The organism is Lacinutrix sp. Bg11-31 (assembly GCF_002831665.1).
Classification (GTDB): domain Bacteria; phylum Bacteroidota; class Bacteroidia; order Flavobacteriales; family Flavobacteriaceae; genus Lacinutrix.
This window is the reverse complement of sequence record NZ_CP025118.1, coordinates 3,427,909-3,445,030: the sequence shown is the minus strand read 5'-3', so window position 1 is coordinate 3,445,030 and position 17,122 is coordinate 3,427,909. Positions and strand designations below refer to the sequence as shown.

At 32.8% G+C, this 17,122-nt stretch carries 20 protein-coding genes; 7 read left to right on the top strand and 13 right to left on the bottom strand.

The features are described 5' to 3' along the window. Nucleotides 1–19: 19 nt before the first annotated feature. The 8 genes from CW733_RS15375 to CW733_RS15340 form a co-directional block, all read right to left on the bottom strand. The gene (locus tag CW733_RS15375; protein WP_100998264.1) at nucleotides 20–1,198 is read right to left on the bottom strand and encodes a 3-hydroxyacyl-CoA dehydrogenase NAD-binding domain-containing protein; all 1,179 of its coding nucleotides are present in this window, start codon (nucleotides 1,196–1,198) and stop codon (nucleotides 20–22) included. Between the two features lie 146 nt (nucleotides 1,199–1,344). After that, a complete protein-coding gene (locus CW733_RS15370) occupies nucleotides 1,345–2,130 on the bottom strand; it encodes an enoyl-CoA hydratase-related protein (protein ID WP_100998263.1) in 786 nt (261 codons plus the stop codon). Nucleotides 2,131–2,276: 146 nt separating this feature from the next. Then, nucleotides 2,277–2,777, bottom strand: a complete 501-nt coding sequence (gene paaD / locus CW733_RS15365; RefSeq protein ID WP_100998262.1) for a 1,2-phenylacetyl-CoA epoxidase subunit PaaD — start codon at nucleotides 2,775–2,777, stop codon at nucleotides 2,277–2,279. A gap of 124 nt (nucleotides 2,778–2,901) precedes the next feature. Then, nucleotides 2,902–3,657, bottom strand: a complete 756-nt coding sequence (gene paaC / locus CW733_RS15360) for a 1,2-phenylacetyl-CoA epoxidase subunit PaaC (RefSeq protein WP_100998261.1) — start codon at nucleotides 3,655–3,657, stop codon at nucleotides 2,902–2,904. A 188-nt stretch (nucleotides 3,658–3,845) separates the two neighbouring features. Then, entirely contained in the window at nucleotides 3,846–4,136 is a 291-nt protein-coding gene (gene paaB / locus CW733_RS15355) for a 1,2-phenylacetyl-CoA epoxidase subunit PaaB (protein WP_100998260.1), read from the bottom strand. A 76-nt stretch (nucleotides 4,137–4,212) separates the two neighbouring features. After that, nucleotides 4,213–5,169, bottom strand: a complete 957-nt coding sequence (paaA, locus tag CW733_RS15350) for a 1,2-phenylacetyl-CoA epoxidase subunit PaaA (RefSeq protein ID WP_100998259.1) — start codon at nucleotides 5,167–5,169, stop codon at nucleotides 4,213–4,215. Between the two features lie 264 nt (nucleotides 5,170–5,433). Beyond that, nucleotides 5,434–6,507 carry a 2Fe-2S iron-sulfur cluster-binding protein gene (locus CW733_RS15345; RefSeq protein ID WP_100998258.1) on the bottom strand — a complete coding sequence of 358 codons (1,074 nt, stop codon included), beginning with the start codon at nucleotides 6,505–6,507 and terminating at the stop codon, nucleotides 5,434–5,436. A 61-nt stretch (nucleotides 6,508–6,568) separates the two neighbouring features. Next, complete coding sequence (locus tag CW733_RS15340; RefSeq protein WP_100998256.1) at nucleotides 6,569–7,144, bottom strand: TetR/AcrR family transcriptional regulator; 576 nt, start codon at nucleotides 7,142–7,144, stop codon at nucleotides 6,569–6,571. Nucleotides 7,145–7,231: 87 nt separating this feature from the next. On the opposite strand from CW733_RS15340, the gene CW733_RS15335 reads away from it, so the two are divergent. Next, nucleotides 7,232–7,537 (top strand): rhodanese-like domain-containing protein, encoded by a 306-nt coding sequence (locus CW733_RS15335; protein WP_100998254.1) that lies wholly within the window; start codon nucleotides 7,232–7,234, stop codon nucleotides 7,535–7,537. Between the two features lie 62 nt (nucleotides 7,538–7,599). Here the strand turns inward: CW733_RS15335 and CW733_RS15330 are convergent, their stop codons facing one another. The 3 genes from CW733_RS15330 to alaS all read right to left on the bottom strand — a co-directional run bounded on the left by CW733_RS15330 (nucleotide 7,600) and on the right by alaS (nucleotide 12,038). Continuing rightward, nucleotides 7,600–8,214: a DUF4230 domain-containing protein gene (locus CW733_RS15330; RefSeq protein WP_100998252.1), complete on the bottom strand. Its 615-nt coding sequence runs from the start codon at nucleotides 8,212–8,214 to the stop codon at nucleotides 7,600–7,602. 243 nt (nucleotides 8,215–8,457) lie between these two features. After that, nucleotides 8,458–9,402: a GSCFA domain-containing protein gene (locus CW733_RS15325; protein ID WP_100998250.1), complete on the bottom strand. Its 945-nt coding sequence runs from the start codon at nucleotides 9,400–9,402 to the stop codon at nucleotides 8,458–8,460. 20 nt (nucleotides 9,403–9,422) lie between these two features. Continuing rightward, nucleotides 9,423–12,038, bottom strand: a complete 2,616-nt coding sequence (alaS, locus tag CW733_RS15320; protein WP_100998248.1) for an alanine--tRNA ligase — start codon at nucleotides 12,036–12,038, stop codon at nucleotides 9,423–9,425. Nucleotides 12,039–12,170: 132 nt separating this feature from the next. Between alaS and CW733_RS15315 the strand changes: the two genes are divergently transcribed. The 6 genes from CW733_RS15315 to CW733_RS15290 all read left to right on the top strand — a co-directional run bounded on the left by CW733_RS15315 (nucleotide 12,171) and on the right by CW733_RS15290 (nucleotide 15,997). Further along, entirely contained in the window at nucleotides 12,171–13,142 is a 972-nt protein-coding gene (locus CW733_RS15315; RefSeq protein ID WP_100998246.1) for a M23 family metallopeptidase, read from the top strand. Beyond that, nucleotides 13,142–13,471 (top strand): MerR family transcriptional regulator, encoded by a 330-nt coding sequence (locus CW733_RS15310; RefSeq protein ID WP_100998244.1) that lies wholly within the window; start codon nucleotides 13,142–13,144, stop codon nucleotides 13,469–13,471. The genes CW733_RS15315 and CW733_RS15310 overlap by 1 nt, the downstream gene beginning before the upstream one ends. 37 nt (nucleotides 13,472–13,508) lie before the next feature. Further along, entirely contained in the window at nucleotides 13,509–14,099 is a 591-nt protein-coding gene (locus CW733_RS15305; RefSeq protein WP_100998882.1) for a LemA family protein, read from the top strand. An 8-nt stretch (nucleotides 14,100–14,107) separates the two neighbouring features. Further along, nucleotides 14,108–14,548 (top strand): TPM domain-containing protein, encoded by a 441-nt coding sequence (locus CW733_RS15300; RefSeq protein ID WP_100998242.1) that lies wholly within the window; start codon nucleotides 14,108–14,110, stop codon nucleotides 14,546–14,548. Next, nucleotides 14,545–15,423 carry a YgcG family protein gene (locus tag CW733_RS15295; protein WP_100998240.1) on the top strand — a complete coding sequence of 293 codons (879 nt, stop codon included), beginning with the start codon at nucleotides 14,545–14,547 and terminating at the stop codon, nucleotides 15,421–15,423. Before CW733_RS15300 ends, CW733_RS15295 begins: the two co-directional genes overlap by 4 nt. 100 nt (nucleotides 15,424–15,523) lie before the next feature. Continuing rightward, nucleotides 15,524–15,997 (top strand): YgcG family protein, encoded by a 474-nt coding sequence (locus CW733_RS15290; RefSeq protein ID WP_100998238.1) that lies wholly within the window; start codon nucleotides 15,524–15,526, stop codon nucleotides 15,995–15,997. A gap of 32 nt (nucleotides 15,998–16,029) precedes the next feature. Here CW733_RS15290 and CW733_RS15285 read toward each other — a convergent pair whose 3' ends face one another. Together CW733_RS15285 and CW733_RS15280 are read right to left on the bottom strand one after the other, a co-directional pair. Then, nucleotides 16,030–16,536 (bottom strand): OmpA family protein, encoded by a 507-nt coding sequence (locus CW733_RS15285; protein ID WP_100998236.1) that lies wholly within the window; start codon nucleotides 16,534–16,536, stop codon nucleotides 16,030–16,032. A 9-nt stretch (nucleotides 16,537–16,545) separates the two neighbouring features. Beyond that, nucleotides 16,546–17,118 (bottom strand): OmpA family protein, encoded by a 573-nt coding sequence (locus CW733_RS15280; RefSeq protein WP_100998234.1) that lies wholly within the window; start codon nucleotides 17,116–17,118, stop codon nucleotides 16,546–16,548. Nucleotides 17,119–17,122: the final 4 nt, after the last annotated feature.

Sequence of the window (17,122 nt, the reverse complement as noted above, 5' to 3'; positions counted from 1 at the left end):
CACTCGAACTGACATTATATTAAAAAAATGTTTTATTTTCTTTATTCATTTTACGTAATAATGGACTACAACGGTATCTATCTTCGTGGTATTCGTTATACAATGTGTCTAATTTTGATACACACCAATCGATTCCTTTTTCGTCTGCCCAAGCTAATAGTCCTTTAGGATAATTTACACCTTTAGTCATTGCTGTATCAATATCCTCTGCAGATGCTATGTTTAAAAACAATGCGTCTGCTGCTTCATTGATTAACATTACTAGAACTCTATCAAATATTTGGTTTGCTAATTTTTGAGATTCTTCGCTATCGCTCTGAATGACATTTGAGTCTTCTATTTTCTTGCCGTTTGCATCGTAATCATAAAATCCTTTTCCAGATTTACGACCTAAATAACCTGCTTCTGAAAAACGTTTTTGTGTAAATGATGGCTTGTATCTTGGATCGAAATAGAATGCTGTAAAAACAGTTTCGGTTACTGTATAATTAACATCGTTTCCTATGAAATCCATAAGTTCGAATGCTCCCATTCTAAAATGGCCTAAAGATTTTAAACTATTATCAATCGTAGCAAAATCGGCTAATCCTTCTTCGTAGATTCTTAATGATTCTCCGTAAAATGGTCTTGCTACTCTGTTTACTATAAATCCTGGAGTATCTTTAGCGACTGCTACTACTTTTTTCCAATCCTTAATAGTTTGTATTGCTTTTTCAAGCACTTCCTTTGATGTTTGAATAGCTGGAATAACCTCAACCAACTTCATTAAAGGTGCTGGATTAAAAAAGTGAATTCCTACACAACGTTCTGGTTTACTAAGTGATGCTGCAATGGATGCTATTGATAAACTTGATGTGTTTGATGCAATAATACAATCGTCTGCAACATAGCTTTCTAATTCTGAAAACACTTTTTTCTTGATGTTAAGGTTTTCGATAATTGCTTCAATAGTCAGGTTTGAATCGGCTAAATCTTTTAGATTGTTTACGTAAGAGATGTTTGCTTGAATTCTATTTTTTTCTTCAGAGTCTATTCTTCCTTTTTCTATTAAACGCAATAATATTTTTTCAAGACTTGCTTTAGCTTTATCTAAAGCAGCTTGATTAGTATCGTATAATTTTACTTTACAACCAGAAGTTGCAGCAACTTGCGCGATGCCACTTCCCATTGTTCCTCCTCCTATGATTCCTACGTTCATATGTTTTATTTTATTGTGGATTCCGCATCAAGTGCGGAATGACATTAACTTATATTTGGTTAGATTCTTCGCTGCGCTCTGAATGACAAACTAATGTTTTCCATACAAAATTACTAAAAAAGCAATTTCACTCGAACTGACAACTTTTAGTTTCCTTTAAAGTTTGGTTTACGTTTTTCGATAAATGCTGCAACACCTTCTGCATAGTCATTACTTTGTGCTGCTTCTATTTGTAATTTAGATTCTAAAGCCAATTGAGCTTCTAAATCATTTGTCATCGATTTATTGAATAATTCCTTAATCATTCCTAATGCTTTAGTTGGCATATTTGCCATTTTTAAAGCTAATTTATTAATCGTTTCTTCAAATTCTTCAGTTGGAACACATTTATAAATCATTCCCATTTTTTCGGCTTCTTCAGCACCAATTTTATCACCTAACATCGCTAATGCTAATGCTTTTTGAAATCCGATTAATCTTGGTAAAAAGAAAGTCCCAGCACTATCTGGAACTAAACCGATTAAACTAAATGCTTGAATAAAACTTACTTTTTCGTGAGCAACAACAACATCGCAAGCTAAAGCAATATTTGCTCCTGCTCCTGCAGCCACGCCATTAATAGCACCAATAATTGGTTTTTTAATAGAACGAATTCTTGTAATTATTGGATTGTAATGCTCTTCTAGTATTTTTTTAAATCCTGGATTTAAATCTGGATCTGTAACTTCTTTTAAATCTTGACCTGCACAAAAAGCTTTTCCGCTTCCGGTAAGAACGATTGCTCTCACTTCTTCATTCTTTTCACAAGCATCTAATGTGTCGTGCAATAAAAATGCCATTTCACGATTGAAACTATTAAATACTTCTGGTCTATTTAGCGTGATATACGCTACTTTGCTTTCTATTTTTAAAAGAATTGAATTATTACTCATACCTTATTTTATTATTTCTAAATTCCGCATCTAGTGCGGAATGACAAATTCTTTAATTTATAATCTCATTACTATTTTGTGAGATTCTTCGCTTCGCTCTGAATGACAATCTAATTATGAGATTGCTTCGTTCCTCGCAATGACGATCATTTGAGGCATTTAAAGTAATCAAATGGTTCTTGACAATCGTCACACTGAAATTGTGCTTTGCATGCTGTTGAGCCAAACTGACTTACTAATCTTGTGTTTCTAGAACCGCAATTGGTACACTTTACCAAACGTTTGCCTTCTAACAAAACACTTATATCTGCTTCCGCACTTAAAGGTGCTGCAATACCATAATCTTCTAAAGCTTTTCTACCTCTTGGTGTAATCCAATCGGTAGTCCAAGCTGGAGCTAGAATTAATTCTATTTCAGACTTGTATCCTTCTGCTTTTAATGCCGCTTTAATATCGTCTCCAATAACATCCATTGCTGGGCAACCACTATAGGTTGGCGTTATTTGAACTTTTACAATATTATTTTCTATAACAGCTGTACGAACAACTCCCATATCCATTATTGACAATACCGGAATTTCAGGATCTGAAACTTGTTCCAGAATTGGAATTAAGATTTTGTCTATGTTTTGCTCTGTTGTTGTCATAATTATTTCCCGTGAAAACAGGAGTATTATTTTATTGCTTCTCGATACAATTCCGATAAAAAATCGGAAACACTCGAAGTGACATTTGGTTTCAACTTATGAGATTCTTGCCTGCGCAGGAATTTTACCATTCCATATTAGGATAAGCACGCTGCATGTACTGTAGCTCTGCTAATAAATAACCTAAATGTTCTGTGTGAATTCCTTTTTTTCCTCCTTTTTGAAACCATTTAGATTCCGGAGTTTGTAATGTCGATTCGTCTAAAATGGCTTTTACTTTGTTATAGTATGCATCTTTTAACTTAGTAACATCTACACCTATTCCATCTAAAACCATTGCTATATCAGCTTCTGTTTGATGAAATAACTCGTCTGTGTACGTCCATAATCCATCTATAGCATCTTGCATTTTTTGACGGCTTACTTCTGTTCCATCACCTAAACGTTTTATCCAATCTGTAGAAAAACGCAAATGATAGCTTACTTCTTTTATCGATTTGTTTGCTATCGCAGACAATGTTAAGTCTTTACTTTTCTGTAATTCTTGTAAAAAAAGTAAATGGTATACATCGAATAAAAACTGACGTGCCATTGTATATGCAAAATTTGTATTTGGTTGTTCTACCAATAATACATTTACATATTCTCTTTCTTTACGAAGCATTGCAATATCATCTTCGGTTCTATTATCTCCTGCAATTTTAGCTGCGTACTGGTAATAGCTTCTCACTTGCCCAAATAAATCTAGTGAGATATTTGTACAAGCGATATCTGTTTCTAGACTTGGTCCATGACCTGTTAACTCTCCTAATCTTTGTCCAAGAATTAGACTGTTGTCTGCGATACCTAGAATGTATTTATATAAGTTTTCGTTTTTCATCTTAAGTGCCCACGAAAGTGGGTATCTATTTAATTACTTCTCGATACAATTCCGATAAAAAAAACGGAATCACTCGAAGTGACGTTTTAATTTTCTGATGAGATGCTTCGACAAGCTCAGCATGACATTTAGTTTCAATTTATGAGTTTTCCACTTTCGTGGGAATTGTAATTTAAGCAATACTCAAATTACATGTGTTTTACCTCGTCTGGCAAATCGTAAAATGTTGGATGACGATATACTTTATCGTGAGCAGGCTCAAACATTTCGCCATTATTCTCAGGATTTGATGCTGTGATGTTTTTAGATTCCACAACCCAAATACTAACACCTTCACTTCTTCTTGTGTAGACATCGCGTGCATTTTCTAAAGCCATATCTTCATCTGCAGCGTGTAAACTTCCGCAGTGACGATGTTCTAATCCGTTTTTACTTCTTACGAATATTTCCCAAAGTGGCCAGTTTTTTTTATTTGACATAATTTATATGTGTTTTTTATCTTGTTCTCGATACAAAATTGCAAAAGTGCAATTTCAATTGAACTGACAATGAAATTTAAATTGCTTGTTTTTGTTTTCTTTCCTGTTTCTTATCTGCGTAAGCCATTGCTGCATCACGAACCCATTCTCCTTCTTCCCATGCACCAACACGTGCTTTCATACGCTCTTTATTACAAGGTCCATGACCTTTTACTACTTGCCAGAATTCGTCCCAATCGATTTCTCCAAAATCGTACATTCCTTTTTCTTCGTTCCATTTTAAATCTGGATCTGGAATAGTCAATCCTATTAATTGGGCTTGTGGTACTGTTTGATCTATAAATTGCTGACGCAAATCGTCGTTAGACTTACGTTTTAATTTCCATTTCATAGATTGTTCTGTATGAATAGATTCTGCATCTGTAGGACCTAACATCATTAAACTTGGCCACCACCAACGGTTTAAAGCATCTTGCGCTAATTCTTTTTGCTCAGGAGTACCGTTAGCTAGCTTTATCATGATTTCGTAACCTTGACGCTGATGAAAACTTTCTTCTTTACAAACACGAACCATTGCTCTTGCGTATGGTCCATAAGATGTGTTACATAATGGTACTTGATTTATAATTGCTGCGCCATCTACCAACCAACCTACTGCTCCCATATCTGCCCAAGTTACTGTTGGGTAGTTAAATATTGAAGAATATTTTGCTTTTCCAGAGTGTAGTTGTTCGTATAATTCTTCGCGAGAAACACCTAAGGTTTCACAAGCAGAATATAAATACAAACCGTGTCCTGCTTCGTCTTGCACTTTTGCCAATAAGGCAACTTTACGACGTAAAGAAGGCGCTCTTGTAATCCAGTTTCCTTCTGGAAGCATTCCTACAATTTCGGAATGTGCGTGTTGCGACATTTGCCTAATATGCGTTTTGCGATATTTTTCTGGCATCCAATCTTTTGGTTCGATTTTCTCGTCTCTTGCAATACGTGCTTCGAATTGCGTTTCTAGGTTTTTTATTTGTTCTTCACTCATAATATATAGTTGTTCGTGAATGGTTTTTATTAATGGATTCCTGCTTTCGAAGGAATGACAAAATCTACTTTATAAATTTACCAAAACTTAAGAATATTCACGATTCTTAATTGGTATGTGCGTTAAGGATTGTAGCGTTATCCTTTTTTGTTTTTCTCAAAAAAGATTTAAGCGGAAAGCCTGACCCTTTTTAGGGTAACGCTAAAATCAATAATTAATTAAATTGATGAGATTCCCATCTTCATGGGAATGCTCGCCTTTGGCTCACACATCGAAATCGACGATTACTCTATCTGTTGTTGGTACTGCCTGACAGCTTAATACCAAATTTTGAGATACTTCTTTATCGCTTAGCGCGTAATTTACTTTCATTTCTACTGCGCCTTCTTTTACTTCGCATTTGCAGGTGCTACAAACGCCTCCTTTACATGCGAATGGCAAATCTGCTCCTGCTCCCAAGGCTGCGTCTAGAATATTATCGTAGTCTTTGGTCATGGTGAATGAGAATTCTTTTCCACCATCTACAATGGTTACCTCGACACCTTCTACATTTTGTTTTGCTAGACGTTCTGCTCTTTTAATATCTTCCTCTGAAAGTCCTGTTACAAAAAGTTCGAAGTGCACTAATTCTTTTGGTAATCCTGCATTTATTAAATACTCGCTTACATAGTTTACCATTTTTTCTGGACCACAAAGAAAGACTTCGCTAGTGTCTGGAATATCGATAAACGTTTTTGTTAGCACTTGCATTTTCTCGTCGTCGAATCTGCCATTAAACAACTCGATATCTCTACGTTCTTTGGTTAAGAAATAATAGATTTCTAGTCTACCAAAGAATGTATTACGAAGTTGTTCTAGTTCTTCTTTAAAGATAATGGATTTTGCTGTTTTATTTACATAAAACAGTTTACAAGTTGCATTTGGCTCTGCTGTTAAGTGCGCCTTTATCATTGAAAGTACTGGAGTTACACCACTTCCTGCTGCAAAAAATAGATAATTTTTAGTTTGTTCTGGTTGTACAGGAACTCCAAAGTTTCCACTTGGAGCCATTACTTCTAGTTCGTCTCCTGCTTTTAAACTTTCGTTTACGTAGGTTGAAAACTTACCTCCTGGAATTAGCTTTACAGCGACTTTCCATTTTTTATCTGTTGGACTTGAACAAAGTGAATAGGAACGACGAACATCTTCTCCATTAATGTCTGCTTTTAGTGTTAAATGCTGACCTTGACGGAAAATGAATTCGTTTTCAAGCTCTATAGGAACCTGAAAATCTATAACAGAACAATCTTCTGTTTCTTTGTATATATTCTTGATTTTAAGCTTGTAAAATTGAGCCATAGTTATACTTAATATAAAAACTAACACTTGTTAGTTTGCTCAACAAATCTACAAAATTATTTTATAACTTTTTGTTAATTCCTTTAACGAGGACTTCACTTAGGCTATTTGCTAAATCGTTTGGGTTAAGTTCTTCTTTTTTAGGTATCCAAAGAAATAGCGATCGCAAAGTAGAAAGCATTGTAAACATTATAATTTCTGGGTTGACTGGTTTAATTTCTGAAGATGAAATGCCTTCGTTTATAATTTTTAAAAAAGTGGCTTCGTAGTTGTTTCTTAATGTTAAATAATGATCCAATTGCCCTTCTAAATGCATCCAATCGTTATTTAATGATGCCATTTCGTTTGTGCTATTGGTTGTTGTTTTTACGTGAAGTGCTATAACTTGGCTCAACTTATCGATACTATTATTATCTGAATTATAAATGACCTCTATGCCTTTGGTAAATTCTTCGGCTATAGAAATAATGATAATTTTTAAGATTTCTTGTTTTGAGTTTATGTGATTGTATAAGCTTGCAGCCTTTATTCCCATTGCTGTGGCTAGATCTCTCATTGTTACTGCACTGTAGCCTTTCTCTTTAAAAAGTCTGGCTGCTGTTTTTATAATTTCGTCTTTTCGTGTTGGCTGTATCATATTGCGGATGAAGATAAAAAAAATATGTTGTAACTATTGTTACTTATCTTTTGAAAAAAATAAATGTAATTTGTAAAAAAATAAATTATGGGATTATTTGGTTTCTTATCTGGAAATAAAAATGATAAAATTAAAGATTTACAATCTAAAGGTGCGGTAATTATTGACGTTAGAACTAAAGGAGAATATAGTCAAGGTGCTATTTCTGGCTCAAAAAACATTCCTCTACAAGAAATATCGAGTAAAATTAATGAGATTAAAAAATTTAACAAACCAGTAATTACATGCTGTGCAAGTGGTATGCGTTCTGGAAGTGCTGCTAGCATTTTAAAAGCTCAAGGTATTGAAGCTGTTAATGGCGGAGGTTGGGCTAGCTTGAGTAAGAAACTATAATTTCTATCCTTAATTCTTTCCGAAGGAAAGAAAACTGTTATGGTTTTACTTATGTCTTTTTTTTATAATTTAAGGCCTTTAATAGTTTCTTGGCTTGTTATAGACATTTGATTGTACTGTAATGTCCAACCTAATGAATTCGTTAATATATAGAATTTAGACAATTCACTTATTAACCTGTTTTTAGAGTTGGTTTTTAATTCTGAAGCTTCAATCTTTTTCATTAATTGATTGTTTACAGTTTCTTTAATGGCATTATAATCTTTGGCTTCGAACGGATTTAAAAAATCTGCCTGAATGTCGTAATATTCAAAATCTGGACTTATTTTAATTTCTTCTTTTGGAATATTTAAGATAGTAAGTATTTTATTTTCTTCATCTATTTTATATTCAATTTTACTTAAATCGTAAGCTATAGTTACATCTGCATTAACAACAACTAACGCTTTTTTGTTTGAAGTTAAATAGTGTCCAAAAATTTCTTTAGAATTATTATAATTAAAAACCTGACTAAAGTGACCTTCAGTTACCACCAACTTTCCAACATTTTTAAGCGACTCTTGAATTAAGGCAGAACTTTCTTTTAGTTCAACTTTATCTTCACGTTGATCTCCACAATATTTAAATGTAAAAAGAATTACTAATGTAATAACAACTCCAAAAAGTATGTTTCTCATAAATCTAAGGTAAGTAAAAATAGAGCATAAAAAAACACCAATTACATTAAGAGATTGACTTAATAAAGTAATTGATGTTTTAGCAAGTTGATGATTAATAGCAAGTGAATTTAATTTTAAATTAATACGTTTAATTATTTTTTCGTTGAAACGAAATGTAAAAACGATTAAATCATTAATTGTAGTCCTTATACTACTAAATAGTGATTTTAAAATCCTTGCAGTGTAAGTAATTTCTTGTATTTAAAATTTTAAATGTTTAATTGTTGATTGTATTTCCGATTTTCGTCTTTCAAGTTGCTCAAGAAACTTTTGGTGTGCTTCTGATTTCTCATTGAATGGCTTGTGCTTAAGTCCTTTTTGTATTGCATCGATATCACTCATTATTTTAACGGACTCTGAAGCCATCCAAACGTGTTGAAATTTTTGCCATATATACTCTACTGCTGTATTGTTAGGATGAAGCATATCGCTTTTGTAAAAACGATAATCGCGAAGTTCGTCCAACATTATTTCAAAAGAAGAGAAATAAGACACTTGATTATTTGTTACTTGATGAATAGCAGAAATTAAATGCGATTTACTAAGTGTATTCTCAACAAAACCATCTTTTATATGCCTTACAGGAGATACCGTAAAAACAATAGATGCGTTTTTATTTACAGATTGAATAGCCTCAATAATAGATTGTAAACTTTGCTTTATTTCATAAGTAGAAAGCAAGATTTTACTAAACTCTTTTTGAGGTAATTTATGACAGTTAGCAACTATTTTATCGCTTTCAACTAATTTATAAACCCAAGATGTACCTAGTGTAATTATAATGTGTGTTGACTCTAATATTTGCTGATTTGTTAATTGAATTTGAGTATTTAAATCTGATAGTATTTTTTCTTTTGAAACATTACTATGTTTAGAATGCGCATCGAAACAATGCCATTGATCGTTATGAAAAAAGACATCTTCTTCTGTATATTCTTTTTGCTGAATACTACGAATAACTAAGTTTTCAATCGCTTTAGGATGAAATAATATTCCAAAAGGATTAGAGATGCTTTGAAATTTATAATACTCGAATTTATCTCCAATGTTTTCTGAAAAACATGAACCCAAAAGCAATAGTTTAGTATTATAATCTATAAGATTATGTTCTTGCTTTTTTAGCTTTATTTGGGTTTGTAGTTTCAATTAGCTTTTATATGTAGTTTCTATTGAATATAACCTTTTGCTTCACTTAAAGCTTTTTCTATTCCTGCAGGATTTTTTCCACCAGCTGTTGCGAAGAAAGGTTGCCCTCCGCCACCTCCTTGGATATGCTTACCAAGTTCTCTAACTACAGTTCCAGCATTTAAACCTTTGTCTGCCACTAGTTCTTTAGAAATATAGCAAGATAATAATGCTTTTCCGTTTTGTTCTGTAGCAAAAAGTAAGAATACATTGTTTTGATTCTGACCTAAATCGAAACAGACGTCTTTAATTCCGCCAGCATCTAAATCTAATTTTTTAGCTAGAAACTGAATACCGTTTATTTCGGTTAATTCATTCTTTAAGTCACCAACAATATTTTTTGCTTTGTCCTTTAACAAGCCTTCAATTTGCTTTTTTAAGTCGGTATTTTCTCCTTGAAGCTTAACCAAAGCATCTTTAGGATCCTTTGCATTATTAAGAAGTGATTTCATTTCAGAAAACACTTTACTATTTTCAGTATAATAATCTTTAACAGCATCGCTAGTTATAGCTTCAATTCTTCTAATACCAGAAGCTACTGCGCCTTCACTAGTAATTTTAAAATGCCAAATATCGCTTGTGTTTTTAACATGCGTTCCTCCACACAATTCTATAGATTGCCCAAAACGAATGGTACGCACTGCATCTCCATATTTCTCACCAAATAAAGCCATTGCACCATCTGCAATTGCCTTATCCATTGGCACATTTCTATTTTCTTCTAATGGTAATTTACCTTCAATTCTACGGTTTACAAAGTTCTCTACTTCTTGTAATTGTTCTGCAGTTACTTTAGAAAAATGAGAAAAATCGAAACGTAAATATTTTGAATGTACAGCACTACCTTTTTGCTCAACGTGTGTTCCTAAAACCTCACGTAACCCTTGATGCAATAAGTGTGTCGCTGTATGATTACACTCTGTTCTATAACGTTGTTTAGTATCTACAACGGCTTTAAACGTTTCATTTATATGCTTAGGTAAGTTTTTTGAAAAATGAATAATCACATTGTTTTCTCTTTTAGTATCTAAAATATAAACAACATCTCCATGCTCATCTTCCAAATATCCTTTATCTCCAACTTGTCCTCCACCTTCTGCATAAAATGGTGTTAAGCTAAATACTAATTGATACATTTCACCATCTTTTTTAGAGGTTACTTTTCTATATCTTGTTATTTTAACATTAGCCTCTAAAGCATCGTAACCAATAAACTCTTGCTCTGTATCATTTATTAAAGTAGTCCAATCGTCAGATTTTAAAGCAGACGACTCTCTACCACGACTTTTCTGCTTTTCTAACTGTGCAATAAATTCACTTACATTATAAGTGTATCCTTTTTCACGTAGAATTAAATCGGTTAAATCTTCAGGAAAACCATAAGTATCTTTTAATTCAAAAACTTTAGCACCTAAAACCTCTTTCCCTTTAGTTGTTTCTATTATTCGGTCTAACAATAATAATCCTTGATCTAAAGTTCTTAAAAAAGACGTTTCCTCTTCTTTAATAACATTTTCTATAAGCTGTTTTTGAGCCTTTAGCTCTGGGAAAGCCTCTCCCATTTTACTACTCAATACTTCTACAAGTCTATAAATAAATGGCTCCTTTTTTTCTAAAAAAGTAAAACCATAACGCACAGCACGACGTAAAATTCTACGTATTACGTAACCTGCTCCTGTATTGCTTGGTAATTGACCATCTGCAATCGAGAACGCTACAGCACGAACGTGATCGCTAATTACGCGAATAGCAATATCTGTTTTCTCGTCTTTATTATATTCTTTATCTGTAATGGTTTCTATTTCACGAATAATTGGTGTAAAAACATCTGTATCGTAATTAGATTTTACATCCTGCATAACCATACATAAACGCTCGAATCCCATTCCAGTATCGATATGCTTATTTGGTAAGTTTTCAAGCGAACCGTTAGCTTTACGGTTATACTCCATAAATACTAAGTTCCATATTTCTACAACTTGAGGATGGTCCATATTTACTAGATCCTTACCATCTACTTTCGCTTTTTCTTCTGGAGTACGAATATCTACATGTATTTCGCTACAAGGTCCGCAAGGGCCTTGCTCTCCCATTTCCCAGAAGTTATCTTTTTTATTTCCTTTTAAGATGCGATCTTCAGAAATAAATTGCTTCCAAATATCGTAAGCTTCTGTATCCATTTTAAGGTTATCATTATCATCGCTCCCTTCAAAGACAGTAACATATAAAATGTCTTTATCTATTTTATAAACATCAACTAAAAGCTCCCAAGCCCAAGCAATAGATTCTTTTTTAAAATAATCTCCAAAAGACCAATTCCCTAACATTTCGAATAAAGTATGATGATAAGTATCATAACCAACTTCTTCTAAATCGTTATGCTTACCTGACACACGTAAACATTTTTGACTATCTGTTAAACGTGTGTTTTTAGGTTCTCCATTCCCTAAAAAGTATTCTTTAAAAGGCACCATTCCAGCATTTACAAACATTAACGTTGGATCATCCTTTAATACCATTGGTGCAGATTGCACAATGCTGTGTTTCTTTTTTTCGAAAAAACTTAAAAATGTAGAGCGAATTTCTTGAGACTTCATATAGTATTGTTAATAATCTTGTTTAGCTAATCGCGAACGTTAGAAAACAATTTATATATTTGTTTTACGTTTTTAAATAATGTAGCTTAATTTTGAGCTTCATTTAACTGCAAAAATAGTATAATTTACATAATGAGTAAGGTAAAATATTATTATGATTCTGATACTTTGTCGTATCGCAAAATAGCACGTAAAAAACGTCGTACTTTTAAGTACCTTTTAGCTTTTTTATTTTCCTCGGCTTTATTAGCCTTTTTCTTTGTTTTTTTGGGGAGTCAGTTTTTTGAATCTCCAAACGAAAAAGCATTAAAACGTGAATTAAGCAACATGCAATTACAGTTCGATTTATTGAACAAAAAAATGACTGAAGCAGAGACTGTACTTGCTAATGTAGAAGACAGAGATAACAATATTTACCGTTTATACTTTGAATCTAATCCTATTCCAGAAGAACAACGTAAAGCAGGTTTTGGTGGTGTAAACAGATATAAAGCCTTTGAAGGTTTTGATAATTCTAAACTGATAAAAGAGAGTAATAAACGTATAGATATTCTTCAAAAAAGAATAGTTGTACAATCTAAATCTTTAGATGAAATTGCTATTTTAGCTGAAGAAAAAGAAAAATTCCTAGCTACTATTCCGGCTATTCAACCTGTTAACAATGAGGATTTAACACGAATGGCTTCTGGTTATGGTATGCGTACTGATCCTTTTAATAAAACCCGAAAAATGCATTGGGGAATGGACTTTACTGCGCCTCGAGGCACTCCTATTTATGCAGCTGGCGATGGTGTTGTGGAACGCGCAGATAGTAACAGTTCTGGTTATGGAAACCATATTAGAATAGACCATGGCTACGGTTATGTCTCATTATATGCTCACCTGTACAAATATAATGTTGGCAAAAACCAAAAAGTAAAGCGTGGAGATTTGATAGGTTTTGTTGGGAGTACAGGTCGTTCTGAAGCTCCACATTTACACTACGAAGTTTTTAAAGATGGAGAGCGTATTAACCCAATTAACTTCTATTACGGTAGTCTAACTGCCGAAGAATATAGCAAACTGCTTGACCGTTCTTCTATAGAAAATCAATCTTTAGATTAATGCAAATTGACCTTCCAGAAAAACGATATTATGCTATAGGCGAAGTTGCCAAAGCTTTTGGTGTTAACACTTCATTAATTAGATTCTGGGAAAAAGAATTTGATGCTTTAAAACCTAAAAAAAACGCTAAAGGCAATCGTAAGTTTACTCCTGAAGACATAAAAAATCTTCAGTTTATATATCATTTAGTAAAAGAACGTGGCTTCACTTTAGAAGGTGCAAAAATTCATATTAAAGAAGAAAAGCAGAAAAGCCTTACTAATTTTGAAATTATTAGTAAATTAGAAGGTGTTAAAGCGCAACTTTTAAAATTAAAAAATGAACTTTAAAGAATTACCAGAGAACACAACTAAAAAATCGAATACTATGAAAAAATGGATAATTCCAGTAGCTGTAATAGTGCTAATAGCATTATGGTCTATGAGTGTAAATAACACAGCAGTAAGTCTAAAAGAAAGCGCTACAAAAACTTGGGGAGATGTAGAAAGCTCATATCAAAGACGTAGCGATCTTATTGGTAATTTAGTAAATACAGTAAAAGGTGCTGCTGATTTTGAAAAAAGCACACTTGAAGCCGTGATTAATGCTCGATCAAAAGCAACGGCTGTAAATATCGATCCTTCAAACATTACACCAGAGCAATTAGAGCAATTTAATAAAGCACAAAGTGGTATGAGTAGTGCTTTATCTCGATTATTAGTTACTGTGGAACGCTACCCAGAGCTAAAAGCAAATCAAAATTTCTTAGAGCTTCAAAGTCAATTAGAAGGAACAGAAAACCGTATTAATGTTGCAAGAGATCGCTTTAATGAAAAAGTAGAACCTTATAATAAACACGTAAAAACATTACCTAATAAACTAGTAACTGGCTTTATGGGATTTGATCAAATGGCCTATTTCAAATCTGAAGCTGGTGCAGAAAATGCTCCTGAAGTCGAATTTGATTTTAGTAATTAAAATAGCTTATGCAAAACTCAGTAGAAGCATTTTTAACTACTATAGAAGAACAAGAGGTTGTTGCTGCCATTCGTGAAGCTGAACAACAAACTTCGGGTGAAATAAGAGTACACATAGAAAACACTTATAAAGGCGACATAGAAACGCGTGCATTAGAAGTGTTCTCTATTTTAAAAATGCAAAGAACTGAATTACATAATGCAGTACTTATATATCTAGCAGTAAAAGACAAAGCTTTTGCTATTTATGGAGATAGAGGTATTAACGCTGTTGTTTCCGATTCTTTTTGGGACGACACAAAAAAAGTAATACAAAATCATCTTAAAAACGGCAACCGCAAACAAGCTTTGGTAGATGGTGTTTTACTTGCTGGACAGCAATTAAAAGACTATTTCCCTGTTTCCAAGAATGACAGAAATGAGTTAAATAATACCATTTCTAAAGGATGATTATTAGTTCGCAGTATTCAGTCAACAGTCAGCAATACTTACTTGCAGCAAAAAACCACTCGGTAAAAGTGTTTCTTTTATTGTTGTTTCTATTCTCTCAGCTTACATTCGCTCAGTTTGAAATTCCTGATACGCCTTCAATAAATAATGGAGGACAAACTAGTGTGTATGATTATGTTGGATTACTTCAGCCTGGTCAAAAAACAGCTTTGGAGAACAAACTTGTAAAATATTCTGACACTACCTCAACACAAATAGTAGTAGCAATCATTCCTTCAACCAATGGTGAATATATTAACTATTTAGGAGCTCAATGGGCAGATAAATGGGGAATTGGAGACAAAGACAAGGATAATGGTATTTTTATACTACTTGCTCGAAACGATCGAAAAATTAGCATTAGCACAGGTTATGGTACAGAGCATTTAATGACAGATGCTATGTCTCGTCGTATTATTGAACGTGACATTATTCCTTATTTTAAACAAAACGATTATTACGGTGGACTAAATCGTGGAGCAGATGCTATTTTTGAAGTTATGCAAGGCGAATACCAAGGTTCACGACAAAGTGAAGGTGGCGAATTTCCATTTGGTGCTGCTTTATTTCTATTTATAGTTTTCATTATTATACTAATCTCTATTTCAAAAAACAGAAGAGGTGGAAATGGGACTGATAATTTTGGAGGAGGAAGCAATACAACTCGTGACATTCTTGAGGCAATCATATTAAGCAACTCTGGACGTGGAGGCTACAGAAGTGGCTCTGGTGGTTTTGGAGGCGGCTTTGGCAGCGGAAGTTCTTCTGGAGGAGGCTTTGGAGGCGGCTTCGGTGGAGGTGGTTTTGGCGGAGGTGGTGCTTCTGGTGGATGGTAAGTTGAAGTAGGCAATAAATCAGTTATTCTGTTTACTGTTTTACTTGAATATATTTACTTAAACAGATATACTGTTACTATATATTCTAAGTCTTTTTAAAATGAAAAAACTCATCTTTCTTTTTGGATTTCTAGTACTTATTTCTTGCAAAAAGAACACTAAAGAAGCGTTTGTGAATCAAGTTGTGATTCAAGACAATAGTGATTTTTTTACAAAGACTGAAGAACAAAAACTTTCAGAAAAAATTATTAATTACGAAAAACTATCTACCAACCAAATTTGCGTTTACACTATAGATTCTGTTCCTAATAATGAAACAGCTCTTTATCACGCATCTAATCTTGCTAATAGTCTTGGTGTTGGCACAAAAGAAAAGAACAATGGATTATTGATCTTGATTTCGCGTTACGATAGAAAAATGGCAATTGCTACTGGCTATGGAACTGAGAAAATAATTACAGATCCAATTGCTAAAACAATTATTGAACAAACTATTGTACCAAGGTTTAAAGACAGCCTTTATTTTGAAGGTATAAATAATGGTTTAGATTCTATTATTAAGAAATGGAAGTAAATTAATTAACCTTTGTTTTATAATACCAAATTTTATTTATAATTAACCACTCGATATTCAATACGTGTGTTTTTATTATAGTAATCATTACACGAAACTTTATTAGGACAGTGTTTTAGTGGTTTCAAATTTCCATAGGCTGAAATTAGTAATTGCTTTGTATTTATATCTTGAGTTTTCAAATAACTAACCAATGCTTTCGCATTTTGAATTGATCTTAATTCATTTATAGAATCTGACTTATTAGAATAATAATGAGAAAGCAACTCTACAGTATATCCTTTTTTAATAATCTTAATTAGCTTTCTTTTTATTGTCAATCTATCTTCGTCATTTAAAACACCTTTACTTAAATTTTCAAGTGCTAGAATATTCTTGGTTTGAACTAAATCGCAATCAATTTTTTTCCACTCTTGTTTTTTCCCACTATCCTTGATGCATCTCACGTAACATTCTCCAGGCTGCGGGTTTTTAGGTAAATCTTGAGAAAAACCTAAGCCACAGAAACAAAACAGTATTAAACCAATATAAAATTTCATATTTACTAATTAATTATTGGCTTTATAGCACCAAATTTTTTTTTCATTATCATAAACCCAGCTAACATTTAGCTTAGGAGCTATATTAATCACGCGATATTCGACACGTGTATTTTTATTATAATAATCTGGACATGAATTACTATTAAAACAACTAGTTAATGGCTTAGAGCTTCCGTAAGTAGAAATTAATAATTGTTTAGTATTTACACCCTGAGTTTCTAAATAACTATATAATGCTTTGGCATTTTGAATAGATCTCAATTCGTTTATAGAATCAGATTTATTTGAAAAATAATGTGAAAGCAACTCAACTGTATAACCTTTATTAATAATTTTAATTAACTTTCTTTTTATTACCTTTCTGTCTTTATCTTTAAAAACACCAGTTTTAAGGTTTTTTAAATTTAAAATGTTTTCTTTTTGAACTAAATCGCAATCTATCTTTTTCCACTCTAATTCCTTACCATTAGCCTCTAGACATCTCGCATAACATACTCCAAGTTGTGGGTTCTTAGGTAAATCTTGAGAAAAACCTAGACCACAAAAACTGAACAATATTAAAACTAAATAAAATCTCATGTTA

Excerpts from the sequence above, each read along its gene's own strand:
- paaB (WP_100998260.1), bottom strand. The coding sequence starts at position 4,136 with ATGTCAAATAAAAAAAACTGGCCACTTTGGGAAATATTCGTAAGAAGT.
- CW733_RS15310 (WP_100998244.1), top strand. The coding sequence starts at position 13,142 with ATGCAAATTGACCTTCCAGAAAAACGATATTATGCTATAGGCGAAGTT.
- CW733_RS15305 (WP_100998882.1), top strand. The coding sequence starts at position 13,509 with ATGAAAAAATGGATAATTCCAGTAGCTGTAATAGTGCTAATAGCATTA.
- paaD (WP_100998262.1), bottom strand. The coding sequence starts at position 2,777 with ATGACAACAACAGAGCAAAACATAGACAAAATCTTAATTCCAATTCTG.
- CW733_RS15340 (WP_100998256.1), bottom strand. The coding sequence starts at position 7,144 with ATGATACAGCCAACACGAAAAGACGAAATTATAAAAACAGCAGCCAGA.
- CW733_RS15315 (WP_100998246.1), top strand. The coding sequence starts at position 12,171 with ATGAGTAAGGTAAAATATTATTATGATTCTGATACTTTGTCGTATCGC.
- CW733_RS15285 (WP_100998236.1), bottom strand. The coding sequence starts at position 16,536 with ATGAAATTTTATATTGGTTTAATACTGTTTTGTTTCTGTGGCTTAGGT.
- CW733_RS15330 (WP_100998252.1), bottom strand. The coding sequence starts at position 8,214 with ATGAGAAACATACTTTTTGGAGTTGTTATTACATTAGTAATTCTTTTT.
- CW733_RS15295 (WP_100998240.1), top strand. The coding sequence starts at position 14,545 with ATGATTATTAGTTCGCAGTATTCAGTCAACAGTCAGCAATACTTACTT.
- alaS (WP_100998248.1), bottom strand. The coding sequence starts at position 12,038 with ATGAAGTCTCAAGAAATTCGCTCTACATTTTTAAGTTTTTTCGAAAAA.
- CW733_RS15345 (WP_100998258.1), bottom strand. The coding sequence starts at position 6,507 with ATGGCTCAATTTTACAAGCTTAAAATCAAGAATATATACAAAGAAACA.
- CW733_RS15280 (WP_100998234.1), bottom strand. The coding sequence starts at position 17,118 with ATGAGATTTTATTTAGTTTTAATATTGTTCAGTTTTTGTGGTCTAGGT.
- CW733_RS15335 (WP_100998254.1), top strand. The coding sequence starts at position 7,232 with ATGGGATTATTTGGTTTCTTATCTGGAAATAAAAATGATAAAATTAAA.
- paaC (WP_100998261.1), bottom strand. The coding sequence starts at position 3,657 with ATGAAAAACGAAAACTTATATAAATACATTCTAGGTATCGCAGACAAC.
- paaA (WP_100998259.1), bottom strand. The coding sequence starts at position 5,169 with ATGAGTGAAGAACAAATAAAAAACCTAGAAACGCAATTCGAAGCACGT.
- CW733_RS15290 (WP_100998238.1), top strand. The coding sequence starts at position 15,524 with ATGAAAAAACTCATCTTTCTTTTTGGATTTCTAGTACTTATTTCTTGC.
- CW733_RS15370 (WP_100998263.1), bottom strand. The coding sequence starts at position 2,130 with ATGAGTAATAATTCAATTCTTTTAAAAATAGAAAGCAAAGTAGCGTAT.
- CW733_RS15300 (WP_100998242.1), top strand. The coding sequence starts at position 14,108 with ATGCAAAACTCAGTAGAAGCATTTTTAACTACTATAGAAGAACAAGAG.
- CW733_RS15375 (WP_100998264.1), bottom strand. The coding sequence starts at position 1,198 with ATGAACGTAGGAATCATAGGAGGAGGAACAATGGGAAGTGGCATCGCG.